This window comes from Streptantibioticus rubrisoli (genome assembly GCF_024436055.1).
Taxonomy (GTDB): Bacteria; Actinomycetota; Actinomycetes; order Streptomycetales; family Streptomycetaceae; genus Streptantibioticus_A; species Streptantibioticus_A rubrisoli.
Genome location: NZ_JANFNH010000030.1, coordinates 23,942 through 48,615 on the forward strand (window position 1 = coordinate 23,942; position 24,674 = coordinate 48,615).

The 24,674-nt window shown below is 68.2% G+C and carries 25 protein-coding genes and 2 pseudogenes; 6 read left to right on the forward strand and 21 right to left on the reverse strand.

Going from position 1 to position 24,674, the window contains the following annotated elements:
• Positions 1 to 54: 54 nt before the first annotated feature.
• The 16 genes from NON19_RS22105 to NON19_RS22180 all read right to left on the reverse strand — a co-directional run bounded on the left by NON19_RS22105 (position 55) and on the right by NON19_RS22180 (position 12,708).
• A complete protein-coding gene (locus NON19_RS22105; RefSeq protein WP_255930596.1) occupies positions 55 to 1,200 on the reverse strand; it encodes a tyrosine-type recombinase/integrase in 1,146 nt (381 codons plus the stop codon).
• Positions 1,200 to 1,385: a helix-turn-helix domain-containing protein gene (locus NON19_RS22110; protein ID WP_255930597.1), complete on the reverse strand. Its 186-nt coding sequence runs from the start codon at positions 1,383 to 1,385 to the stop codon at positions 1,200 to 1,202. The genes NON19_RS22105 and NON19_RS22110 overlap by 1 nt, the downstream gene beginning before the upstream one ends.
• Positions 1,386 to 1,640: 255 nt before the next feature.
• The gene (locus NON19_RS22115) at positions 1,641 to 2,894 is read right to left on the reverse strand and encodes a DUF3631 domain-containing protein (RefSeq protein ID WP_255930598.1); all 1,254 of its coding nucleotides are present in this window, start codon (positions 2,892 to 2,894) and stop codon (positions 1,641 to 1,643) included.
• The gene (locus NON19_RS22120) at positions 2,891 to 3,244 is read right to left on the reverse strand and encodes a hypothetical protein (protein WP_255930599.1); all 354 of its coding nucleotides are present in this window, start codon (positions 3,242 to 3,244) and stop codon (positions 2,891 to 2,893) included. The genes NON19_RS22115 and NON19_RS22120 overlap by 4 nt, the downstream gene beginning before the upstream one ends.
• Positions 3,241 to 4,155: a bifunctional DNA primase/polymerase gene (locus tag NON19_RS22125; RefSeq protein ID WP_372514229.1), complete on the reverse strand. Its 915-nt coding sequence runs from the start codon at positions 4,153 to 4,155 to the stop codon at positions 3,241 to 3,243. Before NON19_RS22125 ends, NON19_RS22120 begins: the two co-directional genes overlap by 4 nt.
• A gap of 84 nt (positions 4,156 to 4,239) precedes the next feature.
• The gene (ssb, locus tag NON19_RS22130) at positions 4,240 to 4,698 is read right to left on the reverse strand and encodes a single-stranded DNA-binding protein (protein WP_255930600.1); all 459 of its coding nucleotides are present in this window, start codon (positions 4,696 to 4,698) and stop codon (positions 4,240 to 4,242) included.
• A gap of 62 nt (positions 4,699 to 4,760) precedes the next feature.
• Positions 4,761 to 5,135: a hypothetical protein gene (locus NON19_RS22135; protein ID WP_255930602.1), complete on the reverse strand. Its 375-nt coding sequence runs from the start codon at positions 5,133 to 5,135 to the stop codon at positions 4,761 to 4,763.
• A gap of 269 nt (positions 5,136 to 5,404) precedes the next feature.
• Positions 5,405 to 5,902, reverse strand: a complete 498-nt coding sequence (locus tag NON19_RS22140) for a hypothetical protein (protein ID WP_255930604.1) — start codon at positions 5,900 to 5,902, stop codon at positions 5,405 to 5,407.
• Positions 5,903 to 5,923: 21 nt separating this feature from the next.
• The gene (locus tag NON19_RS22145) at positions 5,924 to 6,118 is read right to left on the reverse strand and encodes a hypothetical protein (protein WP_255930606.1); all 195 of its coding nucleotides are present in this window, start codon (positions 6,116 to 6,118) and stop codon (positions 5,924 to 5,926) included.
• A 242-nt stretch (positions 6,119 to 6,360) separates the two neighbouring features.
• Positions 6,361 to 8,457: a P-loop NTPase family protein gene (locus NON19_RS22150; protein ID WP_255930608.1), complete on the reverse strand. Its 2,097-nt coding sequence runs from the start codon at positions 8,455 to 8,457 to the stop codon at positions 6,361 to 6,363.
• A gap of 1 nt (position 8,458) precedes the next feature.
• Entirely contained in the window at positions 8,459 to 9,376 is a 918-nt protein-coding gene (locus tag NON19_RS22155; RefSeq protein WP_255930610.1) for a hypothetical protein, read from the reverse strand.
• An 817-nt stretch (positions 9,377 to 10,193) separates the two neighbouring features.
• Complete coding sequence (locus tag NON19_RS22160; RefSeq protein WP_255930612.1) at positions 10,194 to 11,033, reverse strand: DUF2637 domain-containing protein; 840 nt, start codon at positions 11,031 to 11,033, stop codon at positions 10,194 to 10,196.
• Positions 11,033 to 11,677: a GGDEF domain-containing protein gene (locus NON19_RS22165; protein ID WP_255930614.1), complete on the reverse strand. Its 645-nt coding sequence runs from the start codon at positions 11,675 to 11,677 to the stop codon at positions 11,033 to 11,035. The genes NON19_RS22160 and NON19_RS22165 overlap by 1 nt, the downstream gene beginning before the upstream one ends.
• On the reverse strand, positions 11,674 to 12,177 hold the full coding sequence (locus NON19_RS22170; protein WP_255930616.1) for a DUF6303 family protein: 504 nt from the start codon (positions 12,175 to 12,177) through the stop codon (positions 11,674 to 11,676). Before NON19_RS22170 ends, NON19_RS22165 begins: the two co-directional genes overlap by 4 nt.
• Before the next feature lie 8 nt (positions 12,178 to 12,185).
• Complete coding sequence (locus NON19_RS22175) at positions 12,186 to 12,461, reverse strand: hypothetical protein (RefSeq protein ID WP_255930618.1); 276 nt, start codon at positions 12,459 to 12,461, stop codon at positions 12,186 to 12,188.
• Between the two features lie 91 nt (positions 12,462 to 12,552).
• Positions 12,553 to 12,708 (reverse strand): hypothetical protein, encoded by a 156-nt coding sequence (locus NON19_RS22180; RefSeq protein ID WP_255930620.1) that lies wholly within the window; start codon positions 12,706 to 12,708, stop codon positions 12,553 to 12,555.
• A 120-nt stretch (positions 12,709 to 12,828) separates the two neighbouring features.
• On the opposite strand from NON19_RS22180, the gene NON19_RS33755 reads away from it, so the two are divergent.
• From NON19_RS33755 to NON19_RS22195, 4 genes are all read left to right on the forward strand, one after another.
• Positions 12,829 to 13,314 (forward strand): DUF4124 domain-containing protein, encoded by a 486-nt coding sequence (locus tag NON19_RS33755; protein WP_372514231.1) that lies wholly within the window; start codon positions 12,829 to 12,831, stop codon positions 13,312 to 13,314.
• A 160-nt stretch (positions 13,315 to 13,474) separates the two neighbouring features.
• The gene (locus NON19_RS22185) at positions 13,475 to 13,858 is read left to right on the forward strand and encodes a winged helix-turn-helix domain-containing protein (protein ID WP_255930622.1); all 384 of its coding nucleotides are present in this window, start codon (positions 13,475 to 13,477) and stop codon (positions 13,856 to 13,858) included.
• Positions 13,859 to 14,361: 503 nt separating this feature from the next.
• Positions 14,362 to 17,778, forward strand: a complete 3,417-nt coding sequence (locus NON19_RS22190) for a WD40 domain-containing protein (protein WP_255930624.1) — start codon at positions 14,362 to 14,364, stop codon at positions 17,776 to 17,778.
• Between the two features lie 3 nt (positions 17,779 to 17,781).
• Positions 17,782 to 18,933, forward strand: a complete 1,152-nt coding sequence (locus NON19_RS22195) for a damage-control phosphatase ARMT1 family protein (protein ID WP_255930626.1) — start codon at positions 17,782 to 17,784, stop codon at positions 18,931 to 18,933.
• A gap of 310 nt (positions 18,934 to 19,243) precedes the next feature.
• On the opposite strand, the gene NON19_RS22200 is transcribed toward NON19_RS22195, so the two are convergent.
• Positions 19,244 to 19,753, reverse strand: a complete 510-nt coding sequence (locus NON19_RS22200; RefSeq protein WP_504979501.1) for a DUF6518 family protein — start codon at positions 19,751 to 19,753, stop codon at positions 19,244 to 19,246.
• Positions 19,754 to 20,136: 383 nt separating this feature from the next.
• On the opposite strand from NON19_RS22200, the pseudogene NON19_RS22205 reads away from it, so the two are divergent.
• Positions 20,137 to 20,479, forward strand: a pseudogene (locus NON19_RS22205) (transposase); the annotation flags it as partial.
• A gap of 9 nt (positions 20,480 to 20,488) precedes the next feature.
• Here NON19_RS22205 and NON19_RS33460 read toward each other — a convergent pair.
• Entirely contained in the window at positions 20,489 to 20,947 is a 459-nt protein-coding gene (locus tag NON19_RS33460) for a lactococcin 972 family bacteriocin (RefSeq protein WP_308213714.1), read from the reverse strand.
• A 344-nt stretch (positions 20,948 to 21,291) separates the two neighbouring features.
• Here NON19_RS33460 and NON19_RS22215 point away from each other — a divergent pair, with 344 nt between their 5' ends.
• Positions 21,292 to 21,633, forward strand: coding sequence for a hypothetical protein (locus NON19_RS22215; protein ID WP_255930628.1), 342 nt, complete (start codon positions 21,292 to 21,294; stop codon positions 21,631 to 21,633).
• 364 nt (positions 21,634 to 21,997) lie between these two features.
• Here NON19_RS22215 and NON19_RS22220 read toward each other — a convergent pair whose 3' ends face one another.
• The 3 genes and pseudogenes from NON19_RS22220 to NON19_RS22230 all read right to left on the reverse strand — a co-directional run bounded on the left by NON19_RS22220 (position 21,998) and on the right by NON19_RS22230 (position 24,643).
• Positions 21,998 to 23,143, reverse strand: coding sequence for a tyrosine-type recombinase/integrase (locus tag NON19_RS22220; RefSeq protein ID WP_255930630.1), 1,146 nt, complete (start codon positions 23,141 to 23,143; stop codon positions 21,998 to 22,000).
• A complete protein-coding gene (locus tag NON19_RS22225; RefSeq protein ID WP_255930632.1) occupies positions 23,143 to 23,325 on the reverse strand; it encodes a helix-turn-helix domain-containing protein in 183 nt (60 codons plus the stop codon). The genes NON19_RS22220 and NON19_RS22225 overlap by 1 nt, the downstream gene beginning before the upstream one ends.
• Positions 23,318 to 24,643 (reverse strand): annotated as a pseudogene (locus tag NON19_RS22230) (replication initiator). Before NON19_RS22230 ends, NON19_RS22225 begins: the two are co-directional and overlap by 8 nt.
• Between the last annotated feature and the right edge of the window lie 31 nt (positions 24,644 to 24,674).

The following is a 24,674-nucleotide window of genomic DNA, read 5'->3' on the forward strand; positions in this document are numbered from 1 at the left end:
CCCCGCAGCTCAGCGCTGCGGGGGCGTTGACGGTAGGACTTGACGGCAACCGGGTCAGTCGGTGCGCCGCCGCCGCTTGAGCAGCCTGTCCATATGGCCCATCGCTTCACGGCGGTTGCTGTCCGACACGTGGGTGTAGATGTTCATGGTCACCGCGATCTGCGAGTGCCCGAGGATCTCCATCACCACCCGTGGCGGTACTCCTGCCGCGAACAGAAGCGTCGCGCATCCGTGCCGTGTGTCGTGCAGTCGGATCCTCGGGAGGCCGGACGCGTCCGTGATCCGCTCGAAAGATCGACTGATGTTCCGCGGCTCGACAGGGCGACCGGTCCGCGTCGTGAAGACGTAGCCGCCCTCCTGCCATCGACTGTCGGCGAGGGTCCGCTGCTCGTGTTGGCGGAGACGCTGCCAGCGCAGGGGAGCAATGCACATGAGAGGCAGCGGGATGGAGCGGGTACGCCGGTTCTTCGTGTTGTCCTCGTACAACTCCTTCTGTACGCGTTGGAGTTGATTCCGAACGGTCAACGTCCGGCGCTCCAGGTCGATATCGGTCCAGCGCAAGCCGAGAATCTCACCGCGCCGCATGCCAAGGGCGACGGCCAGCACAAATGCCGTGTAAAGAGGATCTGCCCGTGCTGCCTCCAGGAACGTCAGAGTCTCGTCCAAAGTCCACGGCTTGAGTTCGCGCGGCTGCACGCGGGGCGCTGGCACCAACTGCACGACATTGCGGTTGATCAGTTCCTCCCGGCACGCGGCTGAAAGGGCGCTTCTCAGAACTCGGTGTGATTCCTTCGCTGTTGCTGGCGACGCCTGCGCGGACACGGACGTGATCATTCGCCGCACGTCCGGAACACCCAGCGACTCAAGGCGCTTCGCCCCCAGCAAGGGGACGAGGTAACGGCGAACGTGCGTCTCGTACTTCGCGTACGTGGTCTTCTTACGCTCTGGCCTGACGAACTCCTCAAGCCAGTAGGGGAGCCACTCGGAGAGCTTCGCTGAACGGGTAGGGGTGGGGATCCCCTGCCGGTCGCGCCTGACCAACTCCTGGCGCTTCGTGTCGCATTCATCCCAGGTGGCGCCGTAGACGGTCTTACGCTTACGGGTGCCATCGGGCTGGGGGACGTAGACGCGAGCTTCGTACCGGCCGTCCTTGCGCAGCCAGATGCTTCCTGAGCCGTTGGGGTTCTTCCTACGGGCCATCAGGCGGCGTTCTCCTCAATCTGCTTGTCGCGGTAGGCCCGCAGGCTCTCGGGGGCGATGCGGCGGCATCGGCGGACTTTGAAGCTTTCGAGTTCACGGGAACGAATGAGGTCGTAGACGGTGCTGCGGCTGAGGCGCAGCGCGGCCATTACCTCTGGAACGGTCAGTCCTTCGGGTACGGACATGGGCGTCCCTTCACGGGCGGTGTGGGTAGGTAAGAGCGCGCATGGCGGGGGCTTCGTCGTGGTTCGCAGGGAGGGGCCCGCCGCAGCCGGGCGGCCTGGCACAGACGACGCTGTACGGGCCCCTGCCGGGGATCCGCAACATCCGCCACGCCGCAACATTGCTGGTCAGCGGCTTGAATCTGTGGCGGATAGCGGTTCTGTTGCGGATAGGTGCCGCCTCGCGTGTGCGGGGCGGCACCGGCGCCGATTGGCTGGTCAGCCAGCCACACGCAGGGGTCGTGTGGCGGCTTCCGGCTGCGTGTGGCGGATGCCCGGGAGGGGATCCGCCACACTTTCACCCCCGCTGACCTGCGGTGTGGCGGCTGTTGCGGCTGTTGCGGATTCTCCGGGGGGAGGGGGACAGTAGCGGGCCCACGCGTCGGTGAGGTCTTCGGCGTAGTAGCCCTTCGGTGTGCCGGAGGCGGTGCGGATCCCGCGGGGCCGGATCGGCTTGTTGGCCGGTGTGACGTACTGGCCGAGCAGCTTGGCCAGGGTGCGGGAGTTGATGGGCTTGTCGTCGAGGTCGCCCCACGGCGCATCGTCCATGCCCAAAAGGCATTCGATGATGACGGCGGTGGGCACCCGGTCGGCTCCGCAGAAGACCTTGTCGCGCAGGTCGGTCAGCAGCCTGACCCCGAGCGATGCCTGTTCGTTGTCCTGCTCCGCCCGGATCAGTTCGAGGCAGGCGGCGCGGGCCCGCTCCGGCCAGTGCCCTCCGGCGGCGTCAGCCACGGCGAGCAGGGGTTCCCACACGTCGGCGGGGCGGTCGTTGACGCCTTCGGGCATCTCCGGCCAGGCGTCGGCGATGTCGTCGCGGACGGTGTCGGCCCACTTGGCGAGTCGATCGCGCAGGGCGTTGCCCTGCCTCTCGTGGACGCGGCGGCGGTAGGACTCCACCTTCTCGTTCGGGGCGCGCTTGCGCATGCGGATGATCACCGAGCGGGACAGGATCGTGTCCGGCAGCGAGCCGAGCCCGGCCATGCCCACGGCACAGAAGGAATCGAAGAACCCTGCGGTCTGGTTCGAGCCGTCCCCGACGCACCGCAGCGACTTGCCGCCGCGCCGGTAGCCGGAGTTGAGGAAGCCGCGCACGGCCTCGTCGCCTCCGGCCTTTGGACCGAAGACGGTGTCGATCTCGTCGAAGAGGAGGGTCGGGGGCCCCTCGGGGGCGTCAACGAGCCGGAACAGCCCATTGGCGGATGCGTTGACCGTGGTCACGGCACGTGGGGTGAGGGTCTCGATGATCTCCAGGGCGCGGGACTTGCCCGAGCCCGGTTCGGGGGAGAGGAAGGCGATGCGTGCGGTGCCGTCGAACGCGTCCATGAGGTGTGCGTGGGCGTCCCACAAGGTGACGGCGACGTACGCGGCCTCTCGCGGAAAGATGTTGAAGCGCCGGTGGAACGCTTCGACTTCGTCCAGCAGTGCTGCGCCGTCGATGGCTGGTGCTGTGGGCGGGGTGTTGCTGGTCATGCGGCGTTCCTGCTTTCGGTGGTGCGGAGCGGGCATGCGTCGCGGTGGCCGTCGTGGTCTTCGACCAGCTGGAGCACGTCGGTGCGGCCGGTGGCGGTGCGGTACCGGCCGCACTGGCACCACGAGGTAGCCGACGGGATCGCGCGCCAGTCGGGTGGTGCGGTGACGTGCAGCCAGGCGACCGGGGCGCGTCCGTCGCCGGGCGGGGCCGAGACGGGCGGCTGCGGTCGGGGGCGAAAAGATGAAAGGACGCCCTTACGGGCGGCCTTTTTCTGGCCGCGCAGCGGAGCCGATCTGGCGGTGTGGTCGGCGTGGTTGGGTGCCTGCGGGCTGGTGAGGCGCCGGGTCATTGGGAGCCCCGGACACCGGCGTTGAGCCCATTGGCCACGGCTCGTTGGGCGTATGCCTCGGGTACGCCGACGGCGACGGCGGCGTTGATGATCTGCTGGGCGATGCCGTCCAGGTCGCACGGTCCAGGGCAGTGGGTGTGCTGGGCTGCCAGGAAGCGGGCCACCCCGAACGCCTGGGATCCGGCGCCGGATTGGGTGTGGCTGCTTACCTTGGCCAGCCCGCGTGCCAGGCCGGTGTGGATGTAGGCCTCGGTGTGGCGGCACCCGGTGGCCACGGTCCGGTCCCAGGTGGCGCGCGCTAGGGACGAAGAGGCCACCGGCCCGCGGGCGGGGGTGGCCTCTTCTTTCACGATCAGCGCGCGGACAGCGGATGGCAGGTCCACGATGGTGCCCGTGCCGTGCCCGAGCCAGCGGGCGTAGTTCATGCGCGACTTGATGTCGACCCCGGGTCGGACCGAGTTGGCCGACGGCATGGTGCCTCGGTAGATCCAGTGTTCCCCGCGGGTTGTCTGGACAGTGTGGGTGGGCGGCAGGGTCTGGCGGGCCCAGGCAACGGCCTCGGGGTCGTCCAGGTCCACCACGGTCAGCCCGGCTCCGGCGGGGTGGTAGGCCACGGCGGCGGCCTGCCGCCAGGCCCGAGCCCACGCGCGGGAGGTGATCACATGGGTGTCGGTGGTGGCCGCTGCCCAGGCGTGGCACACGTCAGGGCAGCGGCAGGTGCCAGCGTTCTTCATGTTGGGCCGCCCGCCGCACGCACACCCCGCGCAGGCGCGGCAGTTGCCGAACGGCCCCTTCCCTTCCCGCAAGGGCAGCACCGGCACATTGGCCGCTGCCAGTTCCAGCGCGGTCTGAAGGTGGCCGGTGCCTGGATCCATGCCGCGCGCCAGCGCGGAGGAATGGTCGGGTGTCATGCTGGGGGTGCTCCTGTTCTGTCGAAGGGACGGAGAGCCGGGGCGGTCGCGGTCTTTGGCGAGAGGCGACCGCCCCGGGCGGCGTTAGAACGGCGGCGCGTCGGAGCCCTGCTGAGCCGCCGGGGAAGCACCCCCGACCTGCCAGGCATCGCCGGAAGCGGCCGGGGCGGAGCTGCGGTTGACGCGCTGGACCTGGGCGGTGGCGAACAGCAGGCTGGGGCCGATGTCATCGACTTCCAGCGCGAGCATGGAGCGCTTCTCGTCGTTGTCGGTGGTCCAGTCGAACTGCCGCAGACGGCCGGTGACCACGACGCGGGTTCCCTTGTGCAGCGTCTCCGTGACGTGTTCGGCGAGCGCGCGCCAGGCGGTGCAGCGCATGAACATCGACGTGCCGTCGCGCCATTGGCCGCTGGTCTTGTCGTAGGCGCGGGGGGTGGAGGCGACGGTGAACTTCACCATGGCGGCGCCGCTGGGCGTGAAGCGCAGTTCGGGATCGTCGGTCAGGTTGCCGACGATCGTGAGTGGGGTCTCTCCAGCAGACATGCGGGACCTGCCCTTTCTCGAATGAGTTCAGTGCGAAGCGGGGTGTGACGGGGCCGGTGAGGTCAGCGGTTCGTGCGGGCGGCTGCGGCGTCTTGGTGGGCCATGCTGAACAGGGGGCTTGCGGCCTGGTGCAGGGCGTTGGACAGTTCCGCCAGGCAGCCCGTGGCGGTGGCGAGAGCGGCCAGGGCTGTGGAGACGGGCTTGGCGGGGTGTTCGCCGGTGTCCATGCAGATCTCGTCCTGTCGGGCGCGCTGGTCCAGCTGGTCGGCGAGTTGGAGCAGGGTCTGGGGCATCCGGTCGGTGAGGGCGGTGAGGGCTTGCACGGTGCTGCTGATCTGCGGTGCGGTGAGCTTGCCGTTCAGAGTGATGTGGTTGAGGGTGCGGATCGCTTCGGCGGCGGCCTGGGCCTTATTCGCGGGGTCCGGCTTGGTGGGCATGCGGTTCTCCAGCTCTGTCAGTGCTCCGGGGTAGGGGCGTTTAGCCCCCGGACGGCGACGTGCAGCTCAGCGGCGGTTTGGGTCGCATACCTCGCAGATGTGAAAAGCGTCGGTGGACTCGTGGCAGCGGTCGACACAGCGACGGCACCACGGGGTGTCTCCGTGTCGGGCTGACCCGTCGAATCGGGTGTCGCTGGGGTTGAAGGGCTTGCGGCAGCGCCCGCATGTTGGGGCTGGGGTGTGGGTGGCGGTCATGAACTCGTGTCCTTTCAGAAGCGGTTGGTGAGTCGGTTGTTGCGGCCCCGGACGGTTTGGCGGCCGACGGTGGTGTGCCGGGTGGTGTTGAACACGCTGAAGCTGGTCGTGCCGCCGGTACGGCTCCGAACCTTGGCGACGAAGACACCGGCGACCACGACGGCGACGAAGATGACCGCCCACTTCAGACACTCGACCGCCTCCGGCAGCACGGGGTGGGCCTGGCGTAGCGCCGCGGCGGCGATCCAGAACGCGCCGGAGGCTGCGAGTGCGGTGATCGAGCCGAGGACGACGACCTGGCCGACGATCGGCGGCAGCGCGGCCGGGCGTTCCGGCGGTGTTGTCGAGACTGGGCCACCCGTCGCCGCGTTGGCGGGCTGGTCGGGGGCGGTGGGGATGGCGACGATGCGGCCGATGTGGTCGAGGGCGGCGATGTAGCCCGGTGGCAGGGTGACCGTGTCCGGCGTCAGCGTGGGCGGCGGTTGGTCGGTGCGGGGCGGGTACGGCTCCATAGGAGTGCTCCCGAACGGTGGTTAGCGGACGGCGGAGTTGGCCCAGTCGATGACGCTGGCGACGGCGTGGTTGACGGTGGGCGCGATGCCGGTGGAGGCGAGGAAGAACCCGAACAGCACGCACACGAGGGCGGATCCGAAGCGGACGTACCCGGAGCGCAAGAGCATCAGGAGCAGGATCAGCAGGAGGACCATGAGGGAGACGGTCACGGCCATGAGGCATCTCCGTGGGGTGGAGTGGATGTGGCAGCACGCAGTGAGAGCGGCCCCGGGTAGTGGGGGCCGCTCTCGCGTTGGTGACGTTGTGTGGTTGTACTGGAGTGCGGTTACTGGGTAGTGGGTAGTGGGGTCCCCAGTAGAAATCCCTGGAAGAGGGCTGGTTTTCGGGCTACTGGGGTGTCTACTGGGTAGTGGGGTAGCGCCCCACTACCCGCTACCCGGTAGCTGACAGTGACGGTTCAGGCGTGGTCGGGGTGGAGGTAGACCGAGTGCGGGCCATTGTCCCGGTAGACCAACTGGCCTCGCTCGACTGCTGCTTGGAGGGCGGCGCGGACGGTTTTGCGATCCTTGCCGACCAAGTCCGCGACCGCGGACGGCTTCATGCCCTCTGCCCCCATGGCCTTGATCGCGTCTAGGGCTGTGGGCAGCCATGCCGGGCCCTGCTCGCGTTCGCCGCGCAGTGCGGACAGGTTCAGCCCCGGCACGTCGTCGCTGGGTTCGTTGTCGCGGGCGGGTTCGGGTGTGGTGCCGAACCGTTCGTCGATCTCGCGCATGAACCGCTTGGCGAGCTGGTCGGCCTCCTCCTCATAGGCCCCTTGGTCGCGCAGGGCCCGAAGGTTCAGTCCGCCACCGATGGACGGGTGCCGGCCAGCGTCCTTGGCGAGGCTCGGCGGTAGTTGCTCGACGGGGTGAGCGTCGCGCATCCACGCGATGCGCTCGGCATCCCAGCGCTGGGCGTAGGCGTCTCCAGCAGCCGATCCGGAGACGGCGTCCAACGTCGGGTGCCTGGTGGAGGTAGCGGCCACGATGTCCCGAATCTGGTTCGGAAGGATCCGCCACGCCTTGAACAGCGCGGCTGGGGACTCCGGGGTGCCCATGAACCCGGACCCCTTGTAAGGGGCCTGGTCGACACGCAGCCCCCGGCGGCCGGGGAACATCTTGCCCAGGTCCATCCCCTCGGTCTCACCGCCGGTCAGGGCGACGCGCACTTTGGCTTCGCGGCGGATCATCAGGTTGCCCAGCACACTGCCGGTCGCGCCAAGTGCGGTCAGGATGGTGCGGATGCCCATGGCACGCAGCATGCGAATGACTTCCAGGATTTTCGCGGCGAGTTGCTTCATCTGCCGGTCGGTGCTGGTCAGGATCTCCGCGCCTTCATCGATGACCAGGAGGATTTGGGGGATGTCGGGGCTGATCGGGAGCAGGTCGGTGTTCTTCTTCGCCAGTAAACCCTGGTAGGCCTTCTTGCGGTGCAGGCCGATGGCCAGCGCCGTATCGAGCATCACCATGGCTTCCTCGTGGGAGGCGGCCAGCCAGTCGATGCCGGGCCGAACGGGCTGGTCGTCCTCCCGCTCGATCTCGCCGTTCAGGGCGGGCAGGACCCAGGGCAGCCCGGCTGACCCGGCGTTGAGGTCGATGACCCAGGTCAACGCGTCCTGGGCGCGGGCGAACCCGGCCAGGATCGTGTGGACCATGTTGGTCTTGCCCGAACCGGTCGGGCCCACGACCAGGGCGCACTGTTCGCGCAGGTAGGCGTTCACGATGTCCGCGTTGGTGCGCACGCCCCACGGGATGCCGGTCAGCACCGACAAGGGCCCGTAGTCGTCAGGGTAGAAACAGTCCTCTTTCAGGACGTTGACGGTGGTCACGTCCAGAATGGTCCGGCCCTGGTGGATGCCGGGGGAGGCGGTGGCGGTGCAGCCGTGGGGGAGTTTGGCGTCCGCGGACAGGGCTACGGAGTACTGGGCGATGCGGTCGTAGGTGATCCCGCCCTGCGGTTCCAGGTCCAGGGAGTACCCGGCCCCGGTCTGCCACTTCTCCACGGCCAGCACCCGTACGGTGATGTTGCAGATGCGCTGGATCCGCTCCACCCATTCCGCGGCGATGGCCCGGCGCTCCGCGGACAACTCCCGCGCGATCTGCCGCTGCTGGGCGGCGATCGCTTCCTCTTCGCGGGCCTCCTCATACAAGGCGGTAGAGCGGGCGGCGGCGCCGATGCCGACGCCGATGGTGGCCAGCGATCCGAGCGCGGCCCAGGTCAGCGGTCCGTGGGTGATGGCCCACGTGGTCCACCCGGCTCCGATGAGCCAGGAGGCGGCGCGGGTGGCCAGGGTGCGTCCGGCGTTGCGGACTCGCAGCCCGGCGACGGTGTGGCCGATGGCGCCCGCGGCGCCGACGGCCAGGGCCCAGCCGGGCGGCATGCCGGTTGCGGCGCCGGTGGTGGCGACGGCGAAGGCTCCGGTGGTGGCGGACAGGGCGCCGGTCACGGGTCCGTGACCGGCGGCCCAGTCCAGCACCGGGCCACTGCTGTTATTCGCGGTGGCGGTGCTGCTCATCTCAGACGTTCCATCCCTTCTCGGCGTCGGGGCCGTTGCGGGGGTCCTCGTGGCGGGCGATGTCCTGGGCGTGTACCTGCCGAAACAGCGGGCCCATGTCCTCCGCGACGGCGACGGCGCTCATCAGGGCGCCGAAGATGTCGTTGAAGCCGTCGGCGATCTCCTTCTCCAGCGGGAACTCGCCATCGGAGCGCTCGGCGAGGGTCTTCATCACGTTCGCCACGCTGGTCAGCGCGGCGGGCAGCCCCTCCACCATGGCCAAAATCTCCATGGCGTTCTCGGGCTCGTAGGAGTTGGCGGCCTGCTCCATCTCGGACGCGGCCTCTTCAAACTGGAATCCGGACACGTGCTCTCCTTCACTCACCTCAAGTGCGGTACTGGCAGGGATCCCGACGGCCGGGCGCTCGATGCCTTCGCCCGGCCCCTCCGAACCGTCCGTAGCGGCCTCGGCATCCGCCGCGGCCTCCTGCTCCGCCTGTTCCTCGCGGATTGCCTCGTCCCGCTCCGCGCGCTGCTCGGCAGCCGTGCGGACCAGACGCCGATACAGGCGGCGGCCGGGGTACATCAGCCACGGGATACCGAACTTGCGCCCGATCCACGTGGTCAGGCAGCCGAGCAGGCCGACGGGCAGCGCGAGCAGCGCGGCGAGCAGGCGACGACCGTGGAAACGAGCCGCGGACCGGCGCAGAGCCTTCCGCGCCGCCTTGCGCGCCGGGCCCTTGCGAACCGCGGCACGTTGCGCGGCCACCGTGGCGCCGGTCTTGGCATCGCGCTTGGCGCGGTTCTTGGTAATCGCCGCATCTCGCCCGGCGCGGGCCTTGCGGCTGGCACCACCGAGCAGGCGCCTCCGGAGGCTGTTGCGCTGGCCCGAACCGGCGTTGCTGCCTGCGGGCCTGGTGTTGCGGCGTGCGTCGGCCACCGCGCGACGAGCGGCGGTCGTCAGCCCCCGTTGACCGGCCCGCGACCCGGCCGCTGCCCGCTGCGCGGACCGCAGGGCCCTTACCTGCCCTACCCGGTCCGCGGCCTTTCCCGCAGCGGCGGTCGCGCGGTTGTACGCGCTCCGACCCGCCTTGGTCTGGGTCTTCCCGCCCGTGGCGGTGCTGCCATGCCGAGCGGCCGGGCCGGTCCCGCGACGGCGCTGGCCTGGCACGCTGCCCGACCGGCGACCGCCGCGGCTCGAGCGGGAGCCAAGCGAACGGCTCCCTCCTATCCCCGCACTGCGCAGGCCCGCCCTGCGAGCGGCACCACGGCCAGCGGCGCGCGCTGCGGCGCGTCGGGCCTGGCGGCGTGCGCTGGGCTTGCGGCCGCGTGTGGCAGCCACCGTGCCCAGGACAACAACTCCCGTAGCAGCCACCATGGCGGCGATCGGGCCACCGGCCAGGGAGGTGGCGGCGACCATGCCCACGGTCGTATTCGCACCCGATACAGCGAGTGGGACGACCGGCCAACCACCGGGCGTGTGCTCCACCTCGGCCACGGCCGGGCCCTGTGCCGTCTCGGTCGGGGCGGACACCGGTGGCGGCGGTGTTGTGGGGGCAGCCTCGACGGCTACCGGCTCTGCGCTGAGTTCGGTCATGCTGGTGCACTCCTCTCTGTGAGGGGTAGGGCCCGGCCGGGGCCGTGGAACGTGCCGGCCGGGCCCGCCAACGGGGTTCAAGCCCTTGCAGGGCGAGGCGGAAGGGGTAGGTGGGGATGCCGTACTTCGCGCCGGTGGGGTCGTAGAACCGCACGGCGGATCAACTGGCGATGGATGCGGGGAAGCTGGCGAGGTACGGCTCGCGGTTCTTGACCCGGCCGCGGGCGGTACGGGCCGTCGACTCCGACGCGCCCAGCCCTGCCGCGGCCATGGCGGCCGTCATCTGGCTCGTCGTCGGATGAGCGCCCAGCGTCCCGAACAAGGCCCGCACCAGCCCGTCCACGCGGTTGGCGTAGACGACCGGCGAGCACAGGTCGACGGCCGTCGACCCGGCCTCGACGGCAGGCGCGGACGGCGGCAACTCCGGCACCGGCGCAGACTCGACGGGCTCCGGCGCGGTGTCCACAACCTGTGGGCGGTCGACGGTCGCGGTGGTGGGCGTCGACGGGTGCTCGACGGGCGTCACCACCCGCCGGGCCAGGTAAGCGTGGACCTGCCGCATCAGCGCACCGAAGGCCAGCAGAGCGGCGACTGGTGGGACGGCGGCCACCACGTAGTCCATAGGCTGGGCCTGTGCTCCCACGCCCGCCACGTTCAACGCGATGGAACCCCCGGAACCAATGCTGGCCAGGGCAACCGCCCACCCGTCCACCCGGCGGGCCAACGACGCACGCAGGATGAGCAGTTCACCGATGACGATGAACAGGTCGACGGTGGCGGGCCACGCCCACGACCGCACAGCGGCATCCCCCATGCCATGACGGGCGGCGACCTCTTGCAGATGCTCGTAGCTCAGCCAGAACGCTGCGGCCGTCAACACCACGGTGAGCGCCCCTGCCAAACCGGTGATCGCGCCCTCGACGGTGACGGGCGTCGACGCCCCGTCGACCCCCGTCGACCGCACCCGACACCGGCTCGTCTTCGAACGGTCGGCGACCATCACGCGCCTCCTTCAACGTGACGGGTGTCGTGGGTGCCGGGCCGTCCGGCGCGACGGCCGTTGACGGTCGCGGCCATCGGGCCGTCGGCGATGAACCAGCCCCCACCGGAACGCTTCGCCCGGTACATCGCCTCATCCGCCCGCCGCAGCGCCAGGTCGAACCGAGCCTCGGGAATGTCCTCGCGGGGGCAGGCGCCAAGCGAGGCGCCCACCGGCAGCTCCTCGCGCTCGTAGGGCACTGGCTCGGTCAGCGCTTGGTGGATGTTGTGTAGGTCGAACGGCAGATCACCGGGGACCTGTGGGGTGATGATGGCGGCGAACTCATCGCCCCCGAGCCGTCCGGCTACCCCGTTGAGGACCGCGCACCAGGTCGACAATCGCTGTGCGGCGGTCATGAGCACGGTGTCCCCGGCCGCGTGGCCGTGCGTGTCGTTGAGGTCCTTGAAGCCATCCATGTCCACCAGCAGCACCACCGCACCCTCCTTGCGGAGCAGGCGGCGGGCCCGGGCGGTGAAGGTTTCGCGGGTCCACAGGCGGGTCAGCGGGTCGCGATGGGCGGCATGGAGCCGGTGCCGCATCCAGGCGGCCTGTCCCGACCAGCCGACCGCCCCCGCAGCAGCCAACGCAGTAGTGACGACGCTCATGACGCACCGCCCTGACCGGTAGGGGCGTAGTACCGCAGGCCGGTGCGCTCGAACCGACCCAGAACACCCTCGCGGGTGAGCGTGGCGAGCGAGGACTGGCATGCCGCGCGGGTGATCGGCACACACAGGCGGTGGAAGAGAGCAAGCACCCTGCCGGTGGTCCACACGCCGCCCTTGGCGGCAACTGCCTCACGCAGCAGCCCTACCCGGTCGGGAGCTCCATGGCTCATGCCGCGTCCCCCCACAACGGTGGACGGCCGTACGGCGACGGTGGCGATCAGTTCGACCGGCGAGGTGGGGTCGTCCAGGTCGCGGCTGGTCTCGCACCACTCCCATTCGACGCCCGGCAGCACCTCGTACCCCAACGTGCTCACGCACTCGGCGCGTTGGACCGGTGTGGGGATCGGCTCACCAGTGCGCCAGCGACGTTCGGGCCACCGCGATGCGCTCACGTCGTACAGCACGATGTACAGCACCCAGGCGCCGCTGGTGTTCGTCATCTGCGCTTTCATGCGGCGGCCACCTCCGCGCGCTGGATGCGGCGGTGGAGGCTGACCACCTTGGGCAGCGCCGGGGAGGTGATCAGTTCCGGGACGAGGTGGGTGACGCGGTCGAACAACTCCGGGTCGTCGGTGAGGATGTCGCGGGCCGCGTCCAGGCGGGCCGCGCGCTCCTCGGGGCTCTCGTCGTCCTCGCCGAGCCAGAGCTCCGGGACGATGCCGACGGCCAGTTCGATGAACTCCGAGGCGCTGATGGTCTCGTGGTACGCGATGAACGTACGCATAGGGACTCTCCAGAAGTCGAAGGGACGAAGTAGCCCGGGGCGGTCGCGGTCTTTGGCGAGAGACGACCGCCCCGGGAGAGTTGGGCGCTGGTTACCCGATCCGGTGCGTGTGGATCCGGGTAGCCACCGCGAGTGCGGCGGCGTGGCGGGCTTCCGCCTCCGCCCTCAACTGCTCCGCCTGGTGCGGATGGGGCCGCGGAAGGCGGACGGGCAACGGCTCGCGTTCGTCGCGCTCGTGCTCACTCACCGACGACCACCCCTCGCGCTGGCGTCGTCCTCGCTGCGCTTGTTGGCGTCGGCGACCTTGCGGGCCAGCGCTTCGCGCTCTTGATCTGTCAGACTGGTGATCACAGGTCCTCCGATTCAGGTGCCTGTATCGCGGCGCTCAGGGGGCCTAAGCCCTGGGCGCCGCTTGCGTGTTGACTACTCGGGGCGAGCAGCCACGGCCCTCGACAACACCCGACGGCGTTGCCGGGGACCGTGCGCGCTCGCGCAACCTGCCGGTGAAGCCGCCGTTTACGGCTGGGTTGATCTCACCGGGATGACTCATGCGGGATCGCTGCCGTGCCGGTCCAACACGACGGCCCCTATCGATATCGTTGGTGCACTGGTCCGCCTTTCATCCAGTGGCGGCAGCGGCATGGAGTCCGATGTCGCCTCTCTTGGGTTTGCACTGCAAGGGGGACCGAGTCCCCACTCTCCGGCCGTTGCTCGCGGTCGCCGGGCCACCTCGCCAGTCGGGCCGAAGCCCATTGCGTCCTACCTGGCCTTTAGCGGGATTGCAGCGTCCCCGCCCTCTGCTTCACCCGGGTTGCCCGGGCCTCGAACCACCGGCGCCTCCGACAGCGCATAACCCCAGGTCAGGGGCCGCGTCTCTACGGGGCACGCCGATGCGGCAAGCAAGCTACCTAGGTAGCTTTGCTGTTGGTCATGAAGCTACCTAGGTAGCTCTCGCGGCGTCAAGCCGCCGCGAGCACGAAGGAGAAATGACCTAGGTTGGATACGCTCTAGGTATGAACTGGAGCCCCGAGAACCCCCCGACGGCCAAGGAGATCGCCGCCAAGTTCCGCAGCGACATCGTTGATGGGGTGTACGGCCCCGGCGCCCGGTTGCCCGGCGCCAAGGGCATCGCCAAGAAGCTGGGCGTGGGGCTCATGACGGTGCAGAGCGCGTACAAGCAACTGGCGGCAGACGGGCTGGTCGTTGGCCGTCCGGGGAGCGGGACGTACGTGATCGACCCGGTGAAGGGCGAGCCCACGGCGCAACAGGCAGCTGCGGGCCTGCGTGATCTTCAGGACCAGTTGAAGCATGTCACCTCCCAACTCAGCGATCTCTTGGAGCGCGTGGCGCGGTTGGAGAGCGAGCGGCGACCTGACCGCACTGCCAATAGCAGGTAGTTCGTGCCCGGTTCACTACTCACCATCCGTGCGCTGTAGTCGCGGCGCCTCGTGTGGACACAGGGCTTCGACATTGGCTGTGTCACGGCCTCCTCCTTTCAGTGATGGGACGTTGGGGTGAGGTTCTGCCTCCGGCCCTGCCCCTGCGGCTCAGCCGACCCGCTGCTGCTCCGTTGACGAGAACACTGCCGGGATTTTTCGGTGCTGTGGCTGGTCGGATGCTGCGGTAACGCTGCGGAGGCCGAGCCGAAGAGAGGAAGATCTATTGCGCCCTTGGAGCCGCCTCGGGCCTCGGTGTGGCGGCGGTGCTGCGGGCTTGCTGCGGAGTGCGCGCGTGATCGCGTGTCGCATCACCGCTGGTTGTTAGCTTCGGAGAGTCGGTCGAGGGGGTCTCGGTGGGCACAGTGCAGCGCTGGACAGGAAGGGAATCGCGCGCATTACGGGAAGCCAAGCGCCTTTCGGTGCGGGCGTTCGCAGCTCACGTGGGAGTCGGAAGCCGAACAGTGTCCGACTGGGAGTCGCCTTCTAAGCCGAAGGCGATCAGCAAGGCCATCCAGGAGGCACTGGACACGACCTTGGAGCGAAGCAGCCCGGCAGAGCAGGAGCGGTTCTGGGAAGCCCTCGGCGATGCGCCGAGTGACACCGGACGTTCTGAGACACCGCCAGGCAGCTTCCTCCCCATTCCGAATGCAGAGGCCAGTCTGGTGCGCAGGGACAACGACTTTGAGGGCCTGATCTCGGTCCTGGAGGAAGCCCGGGATGCCGATGGGATCGCGACCGTGGCGGTTGCCGGTCCGGGCGGCTTCGGCAAGACGACCATCGCAACGCAGCTGGTCAACGACGAACGCGTCCGCGACCTCTACCCGGAGATTCTCTGGGTGGAGACCGGCGAGGGCTGCACCCCGGCCCGAGTTGTGGAGCTGATCTCGGACATCTGCGTCCACCTCAGCGGATCCCGGCCTGCCCTCACCGACCCGGAGCAAGCCGGATTTCATCTCGCGCGACTGCTCCAGGACCGACGGGCGCTGCTCGTTGTCGACAATGTTTGGAGCGCTGCCGACCTGAGCCCGTTCCTGCTCGGCGGTGAGAAGTGCGTCCGTCTGGTCACGACGCGGAACGTCCGGGTATGCCCATCGAACGCGCGGGTCGTGCGGCTCGGACCCATGACCGCGAGCGAGATCAGCGAGATGCTCACGCGCAACGTGGCGTCCCTGGACCGCACCGAGGCCCAGCAGCTCGCGGAGTCGCTCGGCGGTTGGCCGCTGCTCGCGCAGATCGTCGGCTCCAATGTGGGTCAGGACGTGGCCGCGGGCGCCGTGTCGCGGCGCGTGGTGGCTGAAGCATCGGAGACCATCCGCGAGTACGGACCGCAGGCGTTCGACGTGCTGGACGCCGATCAGCGCCGCAGCGCCATCGGTCAGGCGATCGCTTCGAGCCTGGACGGCTTGGAAGAGAGCATCGTCCTGAACGGCGCGTCAGACTTGCGGGCCCGCTACCTGTCGTTGGCGGTCTTCCCGGCGGCAACCCCAATTCCTGTGCCCGTGCTCGTGCACTGGTGGAAGACGGCCTTCGGCTGGTCCCCGCAGGCTGTCCGTCAGTTCTGCCGCGTGCTCGCAGACCGCTCCTTGGTCAGTAGCTACCGAGCCGACACCGAGACGATCACGCTTCACGACGTATTCCGCTCCTACCTGCGCCACCTGGCAGCGGACGACTGGAAGCAGCTCCACACGTCGCTACTCGACAGCTACCGCGAGGACATCGCGGGGCAGTGGGCGGAACTCGATCCCGAGCATGGGTACTTGTGGCGCCACCTGCCCCACCACCTTCGCGAAGCAGGGCTTGAGGCCGAACTGGTCTCCCTGCTGTCCTCGCCGGCCTACGTCGTGCGCAAGATCGTGCTGGTGGGCGAGCAGTCCTTGGTAGCCGACGCGGCTGTGCTCGACGCCCTGCCGCGTTCGAGGCGCACGGAGGCTTGGACCGCTGCACGCGTGATGGCGGTGTCCGGCTACCTGCTCACCGGGCTTTCGGAACCGGCCGACGTGGCGGCCACGCTGTCGATCGCGCTGCGCCGATCTTCGGCCCCGATACCGCCAGCGGTGCTCACTGAGGCTTCCTCGCTCAGCGCCGCATTTCGAGCCGGTTGGGTCCGACGCAACCCCGCGCTGGACGCCAAGGACGCAGGTCACGTCGGTGCCGTCGTCAGCGTGGCCACGGAAGCCGGGCTTGTCGCCACCGGTGGTGAGGACGGCACTGTCCGGCTGTGGGACCTGGCAACTCGCCAGACCTTGCGGGTCTTCCGCGCGCATACGGGTTGGGTGTACGCCACTGCGCTGTCCCCGGCGGGGGATCTTGTGGCCTCCGCTGGCGACGACGGCCTGATCCGGCTGTGCCGCACCGATTCCGGAGCCCCGGTCGGTGTCCTCGCGGGGCACTCGCGGCGCATCCGGACCCTTGCGTTCGCCGCTGACGGCAAGCTGCTGGTCTCGGGTGCCGAAGACGGCGCCGTATGCGTGTGGGACGCCGAGCGGCTGCTGTTGGTCCGTCGGATGCAGACCACGGGGACGCCGGTATGGTCGGTTGCTGTCTCGGGCGGCGAAGAACCCGTCGTTGCGGCGAGCGGCGAAGACGAGTTTGTGCGCCTGTTCGATCTCGCTTCCGGGCGGTTGCTCGATGAGAAGGCGCAGCACCGCGACTGGGTGCGGTCCGTGGCCTTTGCTGCCGAATCGGGGCTGCTCGCCTCGGGATCTGGTGACGGATCGGTCGTGGTGTGGACGACGAAGGGCGGCGTGCTCACCCCGGTGCGGCGCACGACGGATCTACCGAGTCGGGTCCGCAGCGTCATCGCGTCCGCGGATGGCGCTCTGGTCATCGCCGCGACGGAAAAGCCGACGATTCACGCGCTGACCGTGGACGGTGAGGCCGGGGTGACGGCACTGCCGCCGGGCGTCGACTGGGTTCGCTCCCTTGCCCGCAGCAGCGACGGCACCGTCGTTGCGGGCTGCGAGGACGGTGCGGTGCGCCTTTGGCCAGCCCACGGCGGCCCGGTGGAAACGCTCGCGAGCGGGTCGAACACGACGTGGTCGACGGCGTTCTCGCGCACCGGAGATGCGGTGCTGATCGGCGACGGCGCCGGGACGGTCGACGTGGCGAACGCTGCTGATTCCACGATGCTGCGGACGCTTCCCGCCGGGTATGGGCGCGTCTGGTCGCTCGCCTCCGGAGCGGACCTTGTGGCTGGCGCTTGCGGCGACGGCGCTGTGCGGGTCTGGTCCCTCACTGACGACGTGTGGGAACTGACCCTCAACCAGGACACGAACCGGTCGTGGGCAGTCGCGCTGGCGCGCACCGCGCCGCGTCTGGCGGCCAGCACCGGGGACGGTCACATCCGCTGTTGGGACCTGCCGAGTGGTGAGCTGCTGTGGTCGCAGGATGTCCACGCCGGCCGACTCCGCTCGATCGCGTTCAACGGCGACGGCCAGGTGCTCGCCGCCTGCGGCGGTGACGGATCTGTCCGCGTCTGGCAGGTGGCGAGCGGCGAGTTCGTCTCCCGTTTCGCCTGCCCGAATGGGTGGGCCCGCGCCGTCACGCTGGACGATCAGGGCACCCGCGCGGCGGTGGGTGCCGGGACCGGCGACATCGCCGTCCGGGACCTGACCGGCGACCGCTTCACCGCCCAGTTGAGCGGCCATTCCGGACGCATCCTGATGGTGGCCTTCACCGAGAATCCGAATCAGCTGGTCTCCGCAGCCGCTGATGGCACCGTGCGGCTTTGGTCGCTCTCCGAGCAGCAGCAGCTCGCCGAAGTTCGCATCGATGGCAGTCTCAACTGTGCCGCCTACGATCCTTTCCAGGGCCGCATCCTCGTCGGCAGTGCCGCCGGCGTGGTCGCCCTCGATCTGACCCCGCTTCGAGAGGGATAGCCGATGACCGACCAGGCCCCGGCGATCATTTCGACTGACTCGCCGTTCGCCACGGACGTGTTCGTAAAGCGCCACCCCGCACTCATAGAACGGATCCTCGGGGCTTGGCCGCTCGATCCGGAGCAGCAGCGTGCTTTGAGGGCGCTGGCAGACGAGAACGTCGACGGGGTCATGGAGCCCCTGCCCGCTGACGCGCCGGGGGCAGATCAGTGGCAAGCATGGGGACGCGCCTATTACGGCAAGCCGTGGACAGCGGCGCCGTTCTTGTGGGCGGAATCCTTCTTCTACCGGCGGCTGCTGGGTGCCGTGGGCTACTTCGATGACGGGCTCTGGCAGGGAGTCGACATCTTCGCGCCGTTCAAGCAGGCAGAGCTAGCGGGCGAAGTGGTCGCCGCCGAGGTTGGCGCGCTGGACCATATTGCGGAACTGGCCGAGGACGATCGCGGCCAGGCGCTCTTGCTGTCGAGCCTCTGGGGCAACCGCGCGGACCTCGGGTTTCAGATCACAGCCGGTCGCGGCTCGGAGACCTCGGGCTTGGTGGCCGACGACAGCGACCAGCTCTGGAAGCTGCTCCAGTCCGCTCGCGGCGGCAGCGTGGCGATCGTCGCCGACAACGCGGGCAGCGAGATGATCGCCGATCTCGTCTTGATCGACCACTTGATCACCTCCGGCACGCTCGGCGAAGTGGTCCTCTACGTGAAGCCCGCCCCGTACTACGTCTCGGACGCGACTATCAGGGATGTCGGCGATTGCCTGCGCAGGTTGTTGGCAGCCGATGGCGCCGCCCGAGGCGTGGGAGAGCGGCTGCGGGGTGCGGCGGCGGACGGGCGACTGCGCGTGTGGACAGACGCGTTTTTCTGCGCGCCGTTCGACTTCACCGCCATGCCAGACAACCTGCGGGCGCAGTTCGCGTCGGTGTCCGCCACCATCCTCAAGGGCGATCTCAACTACCGGCGGCTTGTGGGGGATCGCTGGTGGGATCCCACCGTCCCGTTCGGTGAGGTGACCAGTTACTTCCCAGGCCCGGTTGCGGCTCTCCGCACTCTGAAGTCGGACGTCGTGGTCGGGCTGGAGCCGGGCACCCTGGCCACGCTGGGGGACTCGGGGACCGCATGGCGGACCGCAGGCACTCACGCACTCATCCAGGCGTCCTAGGTCCACCTGTCCGAGCTGTCCAGGTGTCACAGTGTCCCAGCAGGGCGGGTGACCTGCTGATATACCGGGGACAGCTCTGGGACAGGGGAAGTTCAGCAGTCAGTCGGTGCTACGCCGACGAGCCCGGTCAGCACCTCTCGCGTAAGGAGATCGTCGGTTCGCCGAAGCCGCGTGCCAGATCGTGTCCATCATCTACTGACGACACTGGCCTCACCGGTTTCCACCGTGCCTGACACCAACAGCGCAGGGCACCGACATCACGCATTCAACTTCAGTAGCGACGAGAGGGCGCGGAAGCTCAACTTTGGATCTACTTCGAGGAAAGCCGCGATCGCGAGGTGATCACTGCGTGGACAAGTATGGCCACGATGGAGGCGGCTGCAATGAGACGGATAACACTCCAGGTCATCGCGGCGGTCGGCCCTTGCAGCGGAGCATCCAATTGGAGTCTCTGTGACGTATCAATGATGGCGATCACCGGAACCACTATGCGGAAGGGAAGGTTGCGAAGCCTTCCATTTCTCGCCAGATTCCCTGCGAAGCCCAGAAGGGGGCCAAGAATGCAGGCTGCTACGCACCAGACTGCCATCTTTGAAAGAAAGTCGAACCAGTTAATGTAGGTCGTTTTCCCGGAAGGGTCGTTTAGGTCTGCGGCCAGGAAGTTTCCCTGTCCAAGCTTTGTTACGTAGTAAGCAACCACGGCAATGACCAGCGAGGCGATTGCCAGGAGCGCCGACCTTTTCTTGGAAGGTTGCGAGAAGCCGGCACAGAAAGCAAGTGCCGCCCAGGACCATCCAGCCGCCAGGACGAGGTCTGCCACCCGGGCCGACGTACCTCCGACCGCGCCAATTAGGGGAGCCAGTACCCCGAGTGCCCCGCCTGCTAACAGCGCAGTCGTAGATGTCAGAGCCTGGGAAGGCGAGAATGGCACGGCGATCAAGCCCCTTTGTGTGACCAGATGGAAGGTCTAGTATTTATCCTTACCTTTAGCTTAGCCCCTATGATAGCCGATTCCCGTAAACCTGCGGCGATGCTGGCATGACCTGCCAGTAAATGGCCGAAGGTAAGCGGGTGTTGAGCTGATCGGCCAGCGCCGAAGGGGTCCTTCATCGCCTAATTACGAGTTTGTAAATGAAGACCTGGGAGTCGGCAGATCCGGCCACTCCATGATTACTCGAGGATGTGGCCGGAGCTGCTTTGAAGGAAGAACTGAAGCCCATGGTCGAGGGTTACCAAACGAGACACCCCCCACCGCGGCTGGCACTTCAAGCCTCAGCGCCTGCACGCCGACAAGGCGTATGACATCCCCTACCTGCGCAAATGGTTACGCGGCAAGCGCATCGGCGTGCGTATCGCCCGTAAAGGCGTCGAGTCCAGCGAACGGTTGGGCCACCGAAGGTGGGTGATCGAGCGGACGATGTCGTGGCTGTCCGGCTACCGCCGACTCAGCCCCAGCTACGAACGCGATCCCCGGAACTACCCGGCCTTTCTTGGCCTCGCCGCCGCCCTGTGCTGCTACAAGCGACTCATCCGCCTCACCACATAGGACACGGTCTTAGTAGTTAGACCAGTATGCGTGGCACGTGGAGCCCCAGTTGCCGTCCACGTTGGCGTTCGCCCAGGAGCCAGCATTCGCGTACTCCTTGTCGTTCGCGTTTCCGAGGACTGCTGTCGCCGAGTGGGACGATGACGGATTTTCATAATCCGAATAGCACAGCTTCCACCCACTACTGTCCGTGCCGGAGCCGTAACTCCACGTCCCGCCGCCAACATTGATGACGTCCATCGGGTGCATCTTCGATCCACTCCCGATGTGGAAGGTGACCATTCCCCATTCCTTGGGGTGCCCCAGGAAGGCGGGAGGCATGTGGCCTGGTCTGGTGGCCCACGGGTTGCTCGGCGCTGCGGCGGTCGGCGTCCTCTCGACCGCTGCGCTGGCCGAGGAAGTGAGAGCCCCAGCCGTTAATGCTGCGCTCATTGCGACAAGTGCAGCAGTCTTACCGAGGGAATTCATGAGACGTCATGCTCCTTGTAATCCAGCTTGTTGGAGTCTTCCGCTGATCTGGATCTTGCTAGCGACAGCCGAACAGGTTCGAGCTGCCGGGCTTGCACTCCCAGAGCCTGCCATACGAGTCCAGACATGACAAGCGCAATATGCCATTACCTAAATTGGACTGTCTCCTTCTAAAGAACCGGCCGACCGGATTTAGTGGATCCCGCCGATCCGGAAGGACACGCTAAAGAGCCGTCCCCAAAACGTCATTCCGTAACGGGACTTGTGATATGGCGACGCGAAGGCGAGCCGCCGCCTCGGAGCCGCAGCCCGACCGGGACTTGTCCACTTCTCGGGGACGTCTGGTGGCCCACGGCGACATGGCCGGCGCCGCCGCCTACGAGGCCGCCCGCATCGAAGCCGCGCAGCACGCCATCGCCAGCGAACGCGCCGTCGCTCACGAGCGGCTGCTGGCCGACTATGTGGAGGATGCGGCCGGTGCTGCCGCCGCCTTCGGCGACCTGCTGACTCACCAAGAGCGACTGCTGGGGCGGACCCCCCTTCACCCTCGCCAGCCGGAACCACCTGGCCCGTTGGCGGAAAAAGCGGGACGGCGCGGGGCCTCCGGAGCCGTTGCAGTACAGCAGCGGAGTACAGCAACCTCCCCGACCGCAGCCGGCCTGAGCCACCCGGCAGCGACCGAGTGACAGCCTGTATGACTGCCAATGACCGATCCATCTAGAGCTATGGATCAGAAGGCGACACGGACCGTTGAAACCCGGCTGTCTCGGGTCTCCCTATTCGACGACGGGTTCCCAGCGCATGGCTGACGGCAGCGGGTGACGGCAACGTCATCGGACGCGGGCAGTCTTTGGCTGACCTTGACGGAGGCGCGAGCGTCCTCGGTGGGTGGTCCATGCCTACTCCTGCCCTGTCTCGGACGAACTTACAAAGCAGATGTCGGCGGTTCGAATCCGTCTGTGCCCACCAGCAGATAAGCCCCGAAGCGATCAAGCTTCGGGGCTTTTGACATCCGCGTTTGACATCAACGCCGGTGGCCAGGGGCGATCGTTAGCGCTGGCGACGACCCAGCATCCGGTCCATGTGGGCCACGGCTTCCCGCTTCAACGCGTCCGGCACGTGAGTGTAGATGTCCATGGTCACGCTGATCTTGCTGTGCCCGAGGATCTCCATGGCCACGCGGGGATGGACGTTTCCGGCGGCGAGTAGGGTCGCCGCACCGTGCCGGGCGTCGTGGATCCGGATCCGGGGGAGCCCGGCCTTGGCGGTCAGCCGGTGGAACGAGCGCAGGACGTTGCTGCCCTCGACCGGGTGACCGGTCCGGGTGGTGAACACCAGGTCTGTCTCCTGCCAGTTGGCTCCCGCCTTTGCACGCATGGCCTGTTGCCGCATCCGTTGCCATCGCAGCGGAGCAACGCACAGGGCGGGCAGAGGGAGGGTTCGCTTACGACGGTTCTTCGTGTCGTCCTCGTAGTTCTCCCCGCCGACGCGTTGACGCTGCTTCAGTACCTTGAGCGTGCGGCCGTCCAGGTCGATGTCCTGCCAGCGTAGGCCGACGAGTTCGCCCCGACGTAGGCCGAGCCCAACGGCGAGCATGAAGGCCGCGTACAGCGGATCCCGGCGTGCGGCCAAGATGAAGGCCAACGTCTCCTCCAGCGTCCACAGTTGACCTTCGTAGGTGTCCACCTTCGGAGCCTCAACGAGCTTCACGACGTTCCGCGTGATCAGTTCTTCTCGACAGGCCGCCGACAGAGCTGACCGCAGAACCCGGTGCGATTCCCTGGCGGTTGCCTCAGTGGTGGCTTTGGCGATCTGTGTCAACGCCGTCCGAACATCCCGCACGCTCAGCTTCTCCAGCGTCTTCTTGCCCAGCTGGGGGACCAGGTAGAGCCGTACGTGAGTCTCGTACTTGGCGTATGTGGTGCGCTTCCGGCGAGGCTTGACGATCTGCTCCAGCCAGTACGGCAGCCATTCGGCGACCTTGGCCGAGCGAGTGGGTACCGGTACGCCGCTGTCGACCTTCTCCAGCAGTTCACGGCGCTTGGCGTCGCACTCGGCCCAGGTCTTGCCGTAGGCGAACTTGCGGGCGCGGGTGCCGTCGGGCTGGAGCACGTAGACGGCGGCTTGGTACCGGCCGTCCTTGCGGCAGGTGATGGTGCCCGCGCCGTTGGGGTTGCGCTTGCGTTGGGTGGCCATCAGGCAGCCGCCTCCAGTTGGTTCGTGAGGTATTCGCGGACGGCGCGGGCCGGGATGCGGCGAAGGCGGCCGATGGTGATGGAGGGCAGGCGGCGGGACCTGATCAGGTCGTAGACCGTCGAGCGGCCGACTCGCAGCCATGCCATGACCTCTGGCACGGTCAGCAGTGCGTCGTCAGGCATGGGTGGGCTCTCCTTCCGTTCCGGAAGCGGGTGTGAGGGTGGCGGCCAGCCATTCCTCGCCGCGGGTGAGGCCGGTTCCGGCGAAGGTCCAGTGGGCGAGGACGAGCGTCGTCTCGCCGGTTTCGGCGTCCGTTGGGCGGTTGTCGGCCTCGTTGCGAGCGGTGATGGCTTGGAGGCGTCGCCATTCGGCGCGGGCGGTGCGGAGGGCGCCGAGGGTGGTGGAGTAGCGGCGGGTCTTGGTGGAGAAGTGGCCGCGGAAGCCGAGCATGTGTGCCCAGGCCCGGAGCCGGAGGTCCTCCAATTCCCGGCGTCCGCCGAGCGCCCAGGCGGTGCGGATCATGCGTCGGGCGTGGTCGCTGATGGAGAGGCGGGCCAGCTCGGCGAGGAACTTGATCGGCCGGTCAAGGGTGCCCGTCGCTGTCTCGGCGCCCTTGGTCGCGTACTTGGCGATGTAGGCGGCGACCGCGCGATCGGTCAGCTCGGTGTGGCCGTCGAAGTCGGCGCTGCGGATGGTGCGTACGTCGAGCTGGCGACCGAAGGCGAAGACGTGTTGCCGTCCGTCGACGTCCGGGCCGGTGATGTGGGCGGTGGTGGCGGCGCGGATGGCGTCGGTCAGCAGCTCGGCGGTTGCCCAGGCCGGGGGTGGGGTGGTGGCGCCGTCGGGGCCGTCGATGCGGATGACGGCGTGGAAGTGGACCAGGCCGCGCCGCTGGTACTCGGCGACCTTCGCGAAGCTGACCCGCGCGAACCGGCGGAAGGCACGTTGGGCCAGCCCTGCCCGCTTGGCGATCTCGCGGCGCAGGTAGATGGAGAAGCGCCGCCAGAGAGCTCACGCGTGTGCGTTCCAGAGCACCGCGGCTTCGTAGTCGTAGGAGTCGGGGTCGAGTGGCGTCCCCAACTCCGGCGCGTCGGCGGGGTGCACGGCTCCGCAGCGGCAGCGGCCGGAGTCGGGGCGGTTGTGGACCGGGCCGAAGCTGGGGGCGGTGAAGGTGGCGAAGACGCGCGGGTGCGTGGCGACTTGCTCCGGGGTGCCTTTGCCGCCGCGTAGTCCGGCGGTGATGAGCTGGTAGGTGTCGCGGCGGTAGACCTCGGCGCAGGCCGGGCAGCGGGTGGTGCGGCGGTTGTTGCAGCGGACCAGGAGGTGACCGGCGGGAAGCTGATCCGAGGTGATGTGGTGGACAAGTGGACCGATCTCGCCGGTGGCGGTGTCCAACGCGTACTCGGAGCGGTGACCGTCAAGGCGGATCGGGTTGGTGCAGCCGCCCAGGCCGGAGAGTTGGCGCAGCAGCGCGGGCATGGTGCCGAGCGAGGCCAACATGCCGAGTTCCGGCAGCGGGGGCGGGGTGGCC

What these genes read in the sequence shown, in the direction of transcription:
- NON19_RS22105 (WP_255930596.1), bottom strand. Translation starts at nt 1,200, where the DNA reads ATGGCCCGTAGGAAGAACCCCAACGGCTCAGGAAGCATCTGGCTGCGC.
- NON19_RS22110 (WP_255930597.1), bottom strand. Translation starts at nt 1,385, where the DNA reads ATGTCCGTACCCGAAGGACTGACCGTTCCAGAGGTAATGGCCGCGCTG.
- NON19_RS22115 (WP_255930598.1), bottom strand. Translation starts at nt 2,894, where the DNA reads ATGACCAGCAACACCCCGCCCACAGCACCAGCCATCGACGGCGCAGCA.
- NON19_RS22120 (WP_255930599.1), bottom strand. Translation starts at nt 3,244, where the DNA reads ATGACCCGGCGCCTCACCAGCCCGCAGGCACCCAACCACGCCGACCAC.
- NON19_RS22125 (WP_372514229.1), bottom strand. Translation starts at nt 4,155, where the DNA reads ATGACACCCGACCATTCCTCCGCGCTGGCGCGCGGCATGGATCCAGGC.
- ssb (WP_255930600.1), bottom strand. Translation starts at nt 4,698, where the DNA reads ATGTCTGCTGGAGAGACCCCACTCACGATCGTCGGCAACCTGACCGAC.
- NON19_RS22135 (WP_255930602.1), bottom strand. Translation starts at nt 5,135, where the DNA reads ATGCCCACCAAGCCGGACCCCGCGAATAAGGCCCAGGCCGCCGCCGAA.
- NON19_RS22140 (WP_255930604.1), bottom strand. Translation starts at nt 5,902, where the DNA reads ATGGAGCCGTACCCGCCCCGCACCGACCAACCGCCGCCCACGCTGACG.
- NON19_RS22145 (WP_255930606.1), bottom strand. Translation starts at nt 6,118, where the DNA reads ATGGCCGTGACCGTCTCCCTCATGGTCCTCCTGCTGATCCTGCTCCTG.
- NON19_RS22150 (WP_255930608.1), bottom strand. Translation starts at nt 8,457, where the DNA reads ATGAGCAGCACCGCCACCGCGAATAACAGCAGTGGCCCGGTGCTGGAC.
- NON19_RS22160 (WP_255930612.1), bottom strand. Translation starts at nt 11,033, where the DNA reads ATGGTCGCCGACCGTTCGAAGACGAGCCGGTGTCGGGTGCGGTCGACG.
- NON19_RS22165 (WP_255930614.1), bottom strand. Translation starts at nt 11,677, where the DNA reads ATGAGCGTCGTCACTACTGCGTTGGCTGCTGCGGGGGCGGTCGGCTGG.
- NON19_RS22170 (WP_255930616.1), bottom strand. Translation starts at nt 12,177, where the DNA reads ATGACGAACACCAGCGGCGCCTGGGTGCTGTACATCGTGCTGTACGAC.
- NON19_RS22175 (WP_255930618.1), bottom strand. Translation starts at nt 12,461, where the DNA reads ATGCGTACGTTCATCGCGTACCACGAGACCATCAGCGCCTCGGAGTTC.
- NON19_RS22185 (WP_255930622.1), top strand. Translation starts at nt 13,475, where the DNA reads ATGAACTGGAGCCCCGAGAACCCCCCGACGGCCAAGGAGATCGCCGCC.
- NON19_RS22195 (WP_255930626.1), top strand. Translation starts at nt 17,782, where the DNA reads ATGACCGACCAGGCCCCGGCGATCATTTCGACTGACTCGCCGTTCGCC.
- NON19_RS33460 (WP_308213714.1), bottom strand. Translation starts at nt 20,947, where the DNA reads ATGAATTCCCTCGGTAAGACTGCTGCACTTGTCGCAATGAGCGCAGCA.
- NON19_RS22220 (WP_255930630.1), bottom strand. Translation starts at nt 23,143, where the DNA reads ATGGCCACCCAACGCAAGCGCAACCCCAACGGCGCGGGCACCATCACC.
- NON19_RS22225 (WP_255930632.1), bottom strand. Translation starts at nt 23,325, where the DNA reads ATGCCTGACGACGCACTGCTGACCGTGCCAGAGGTCATGGCATGGCTG.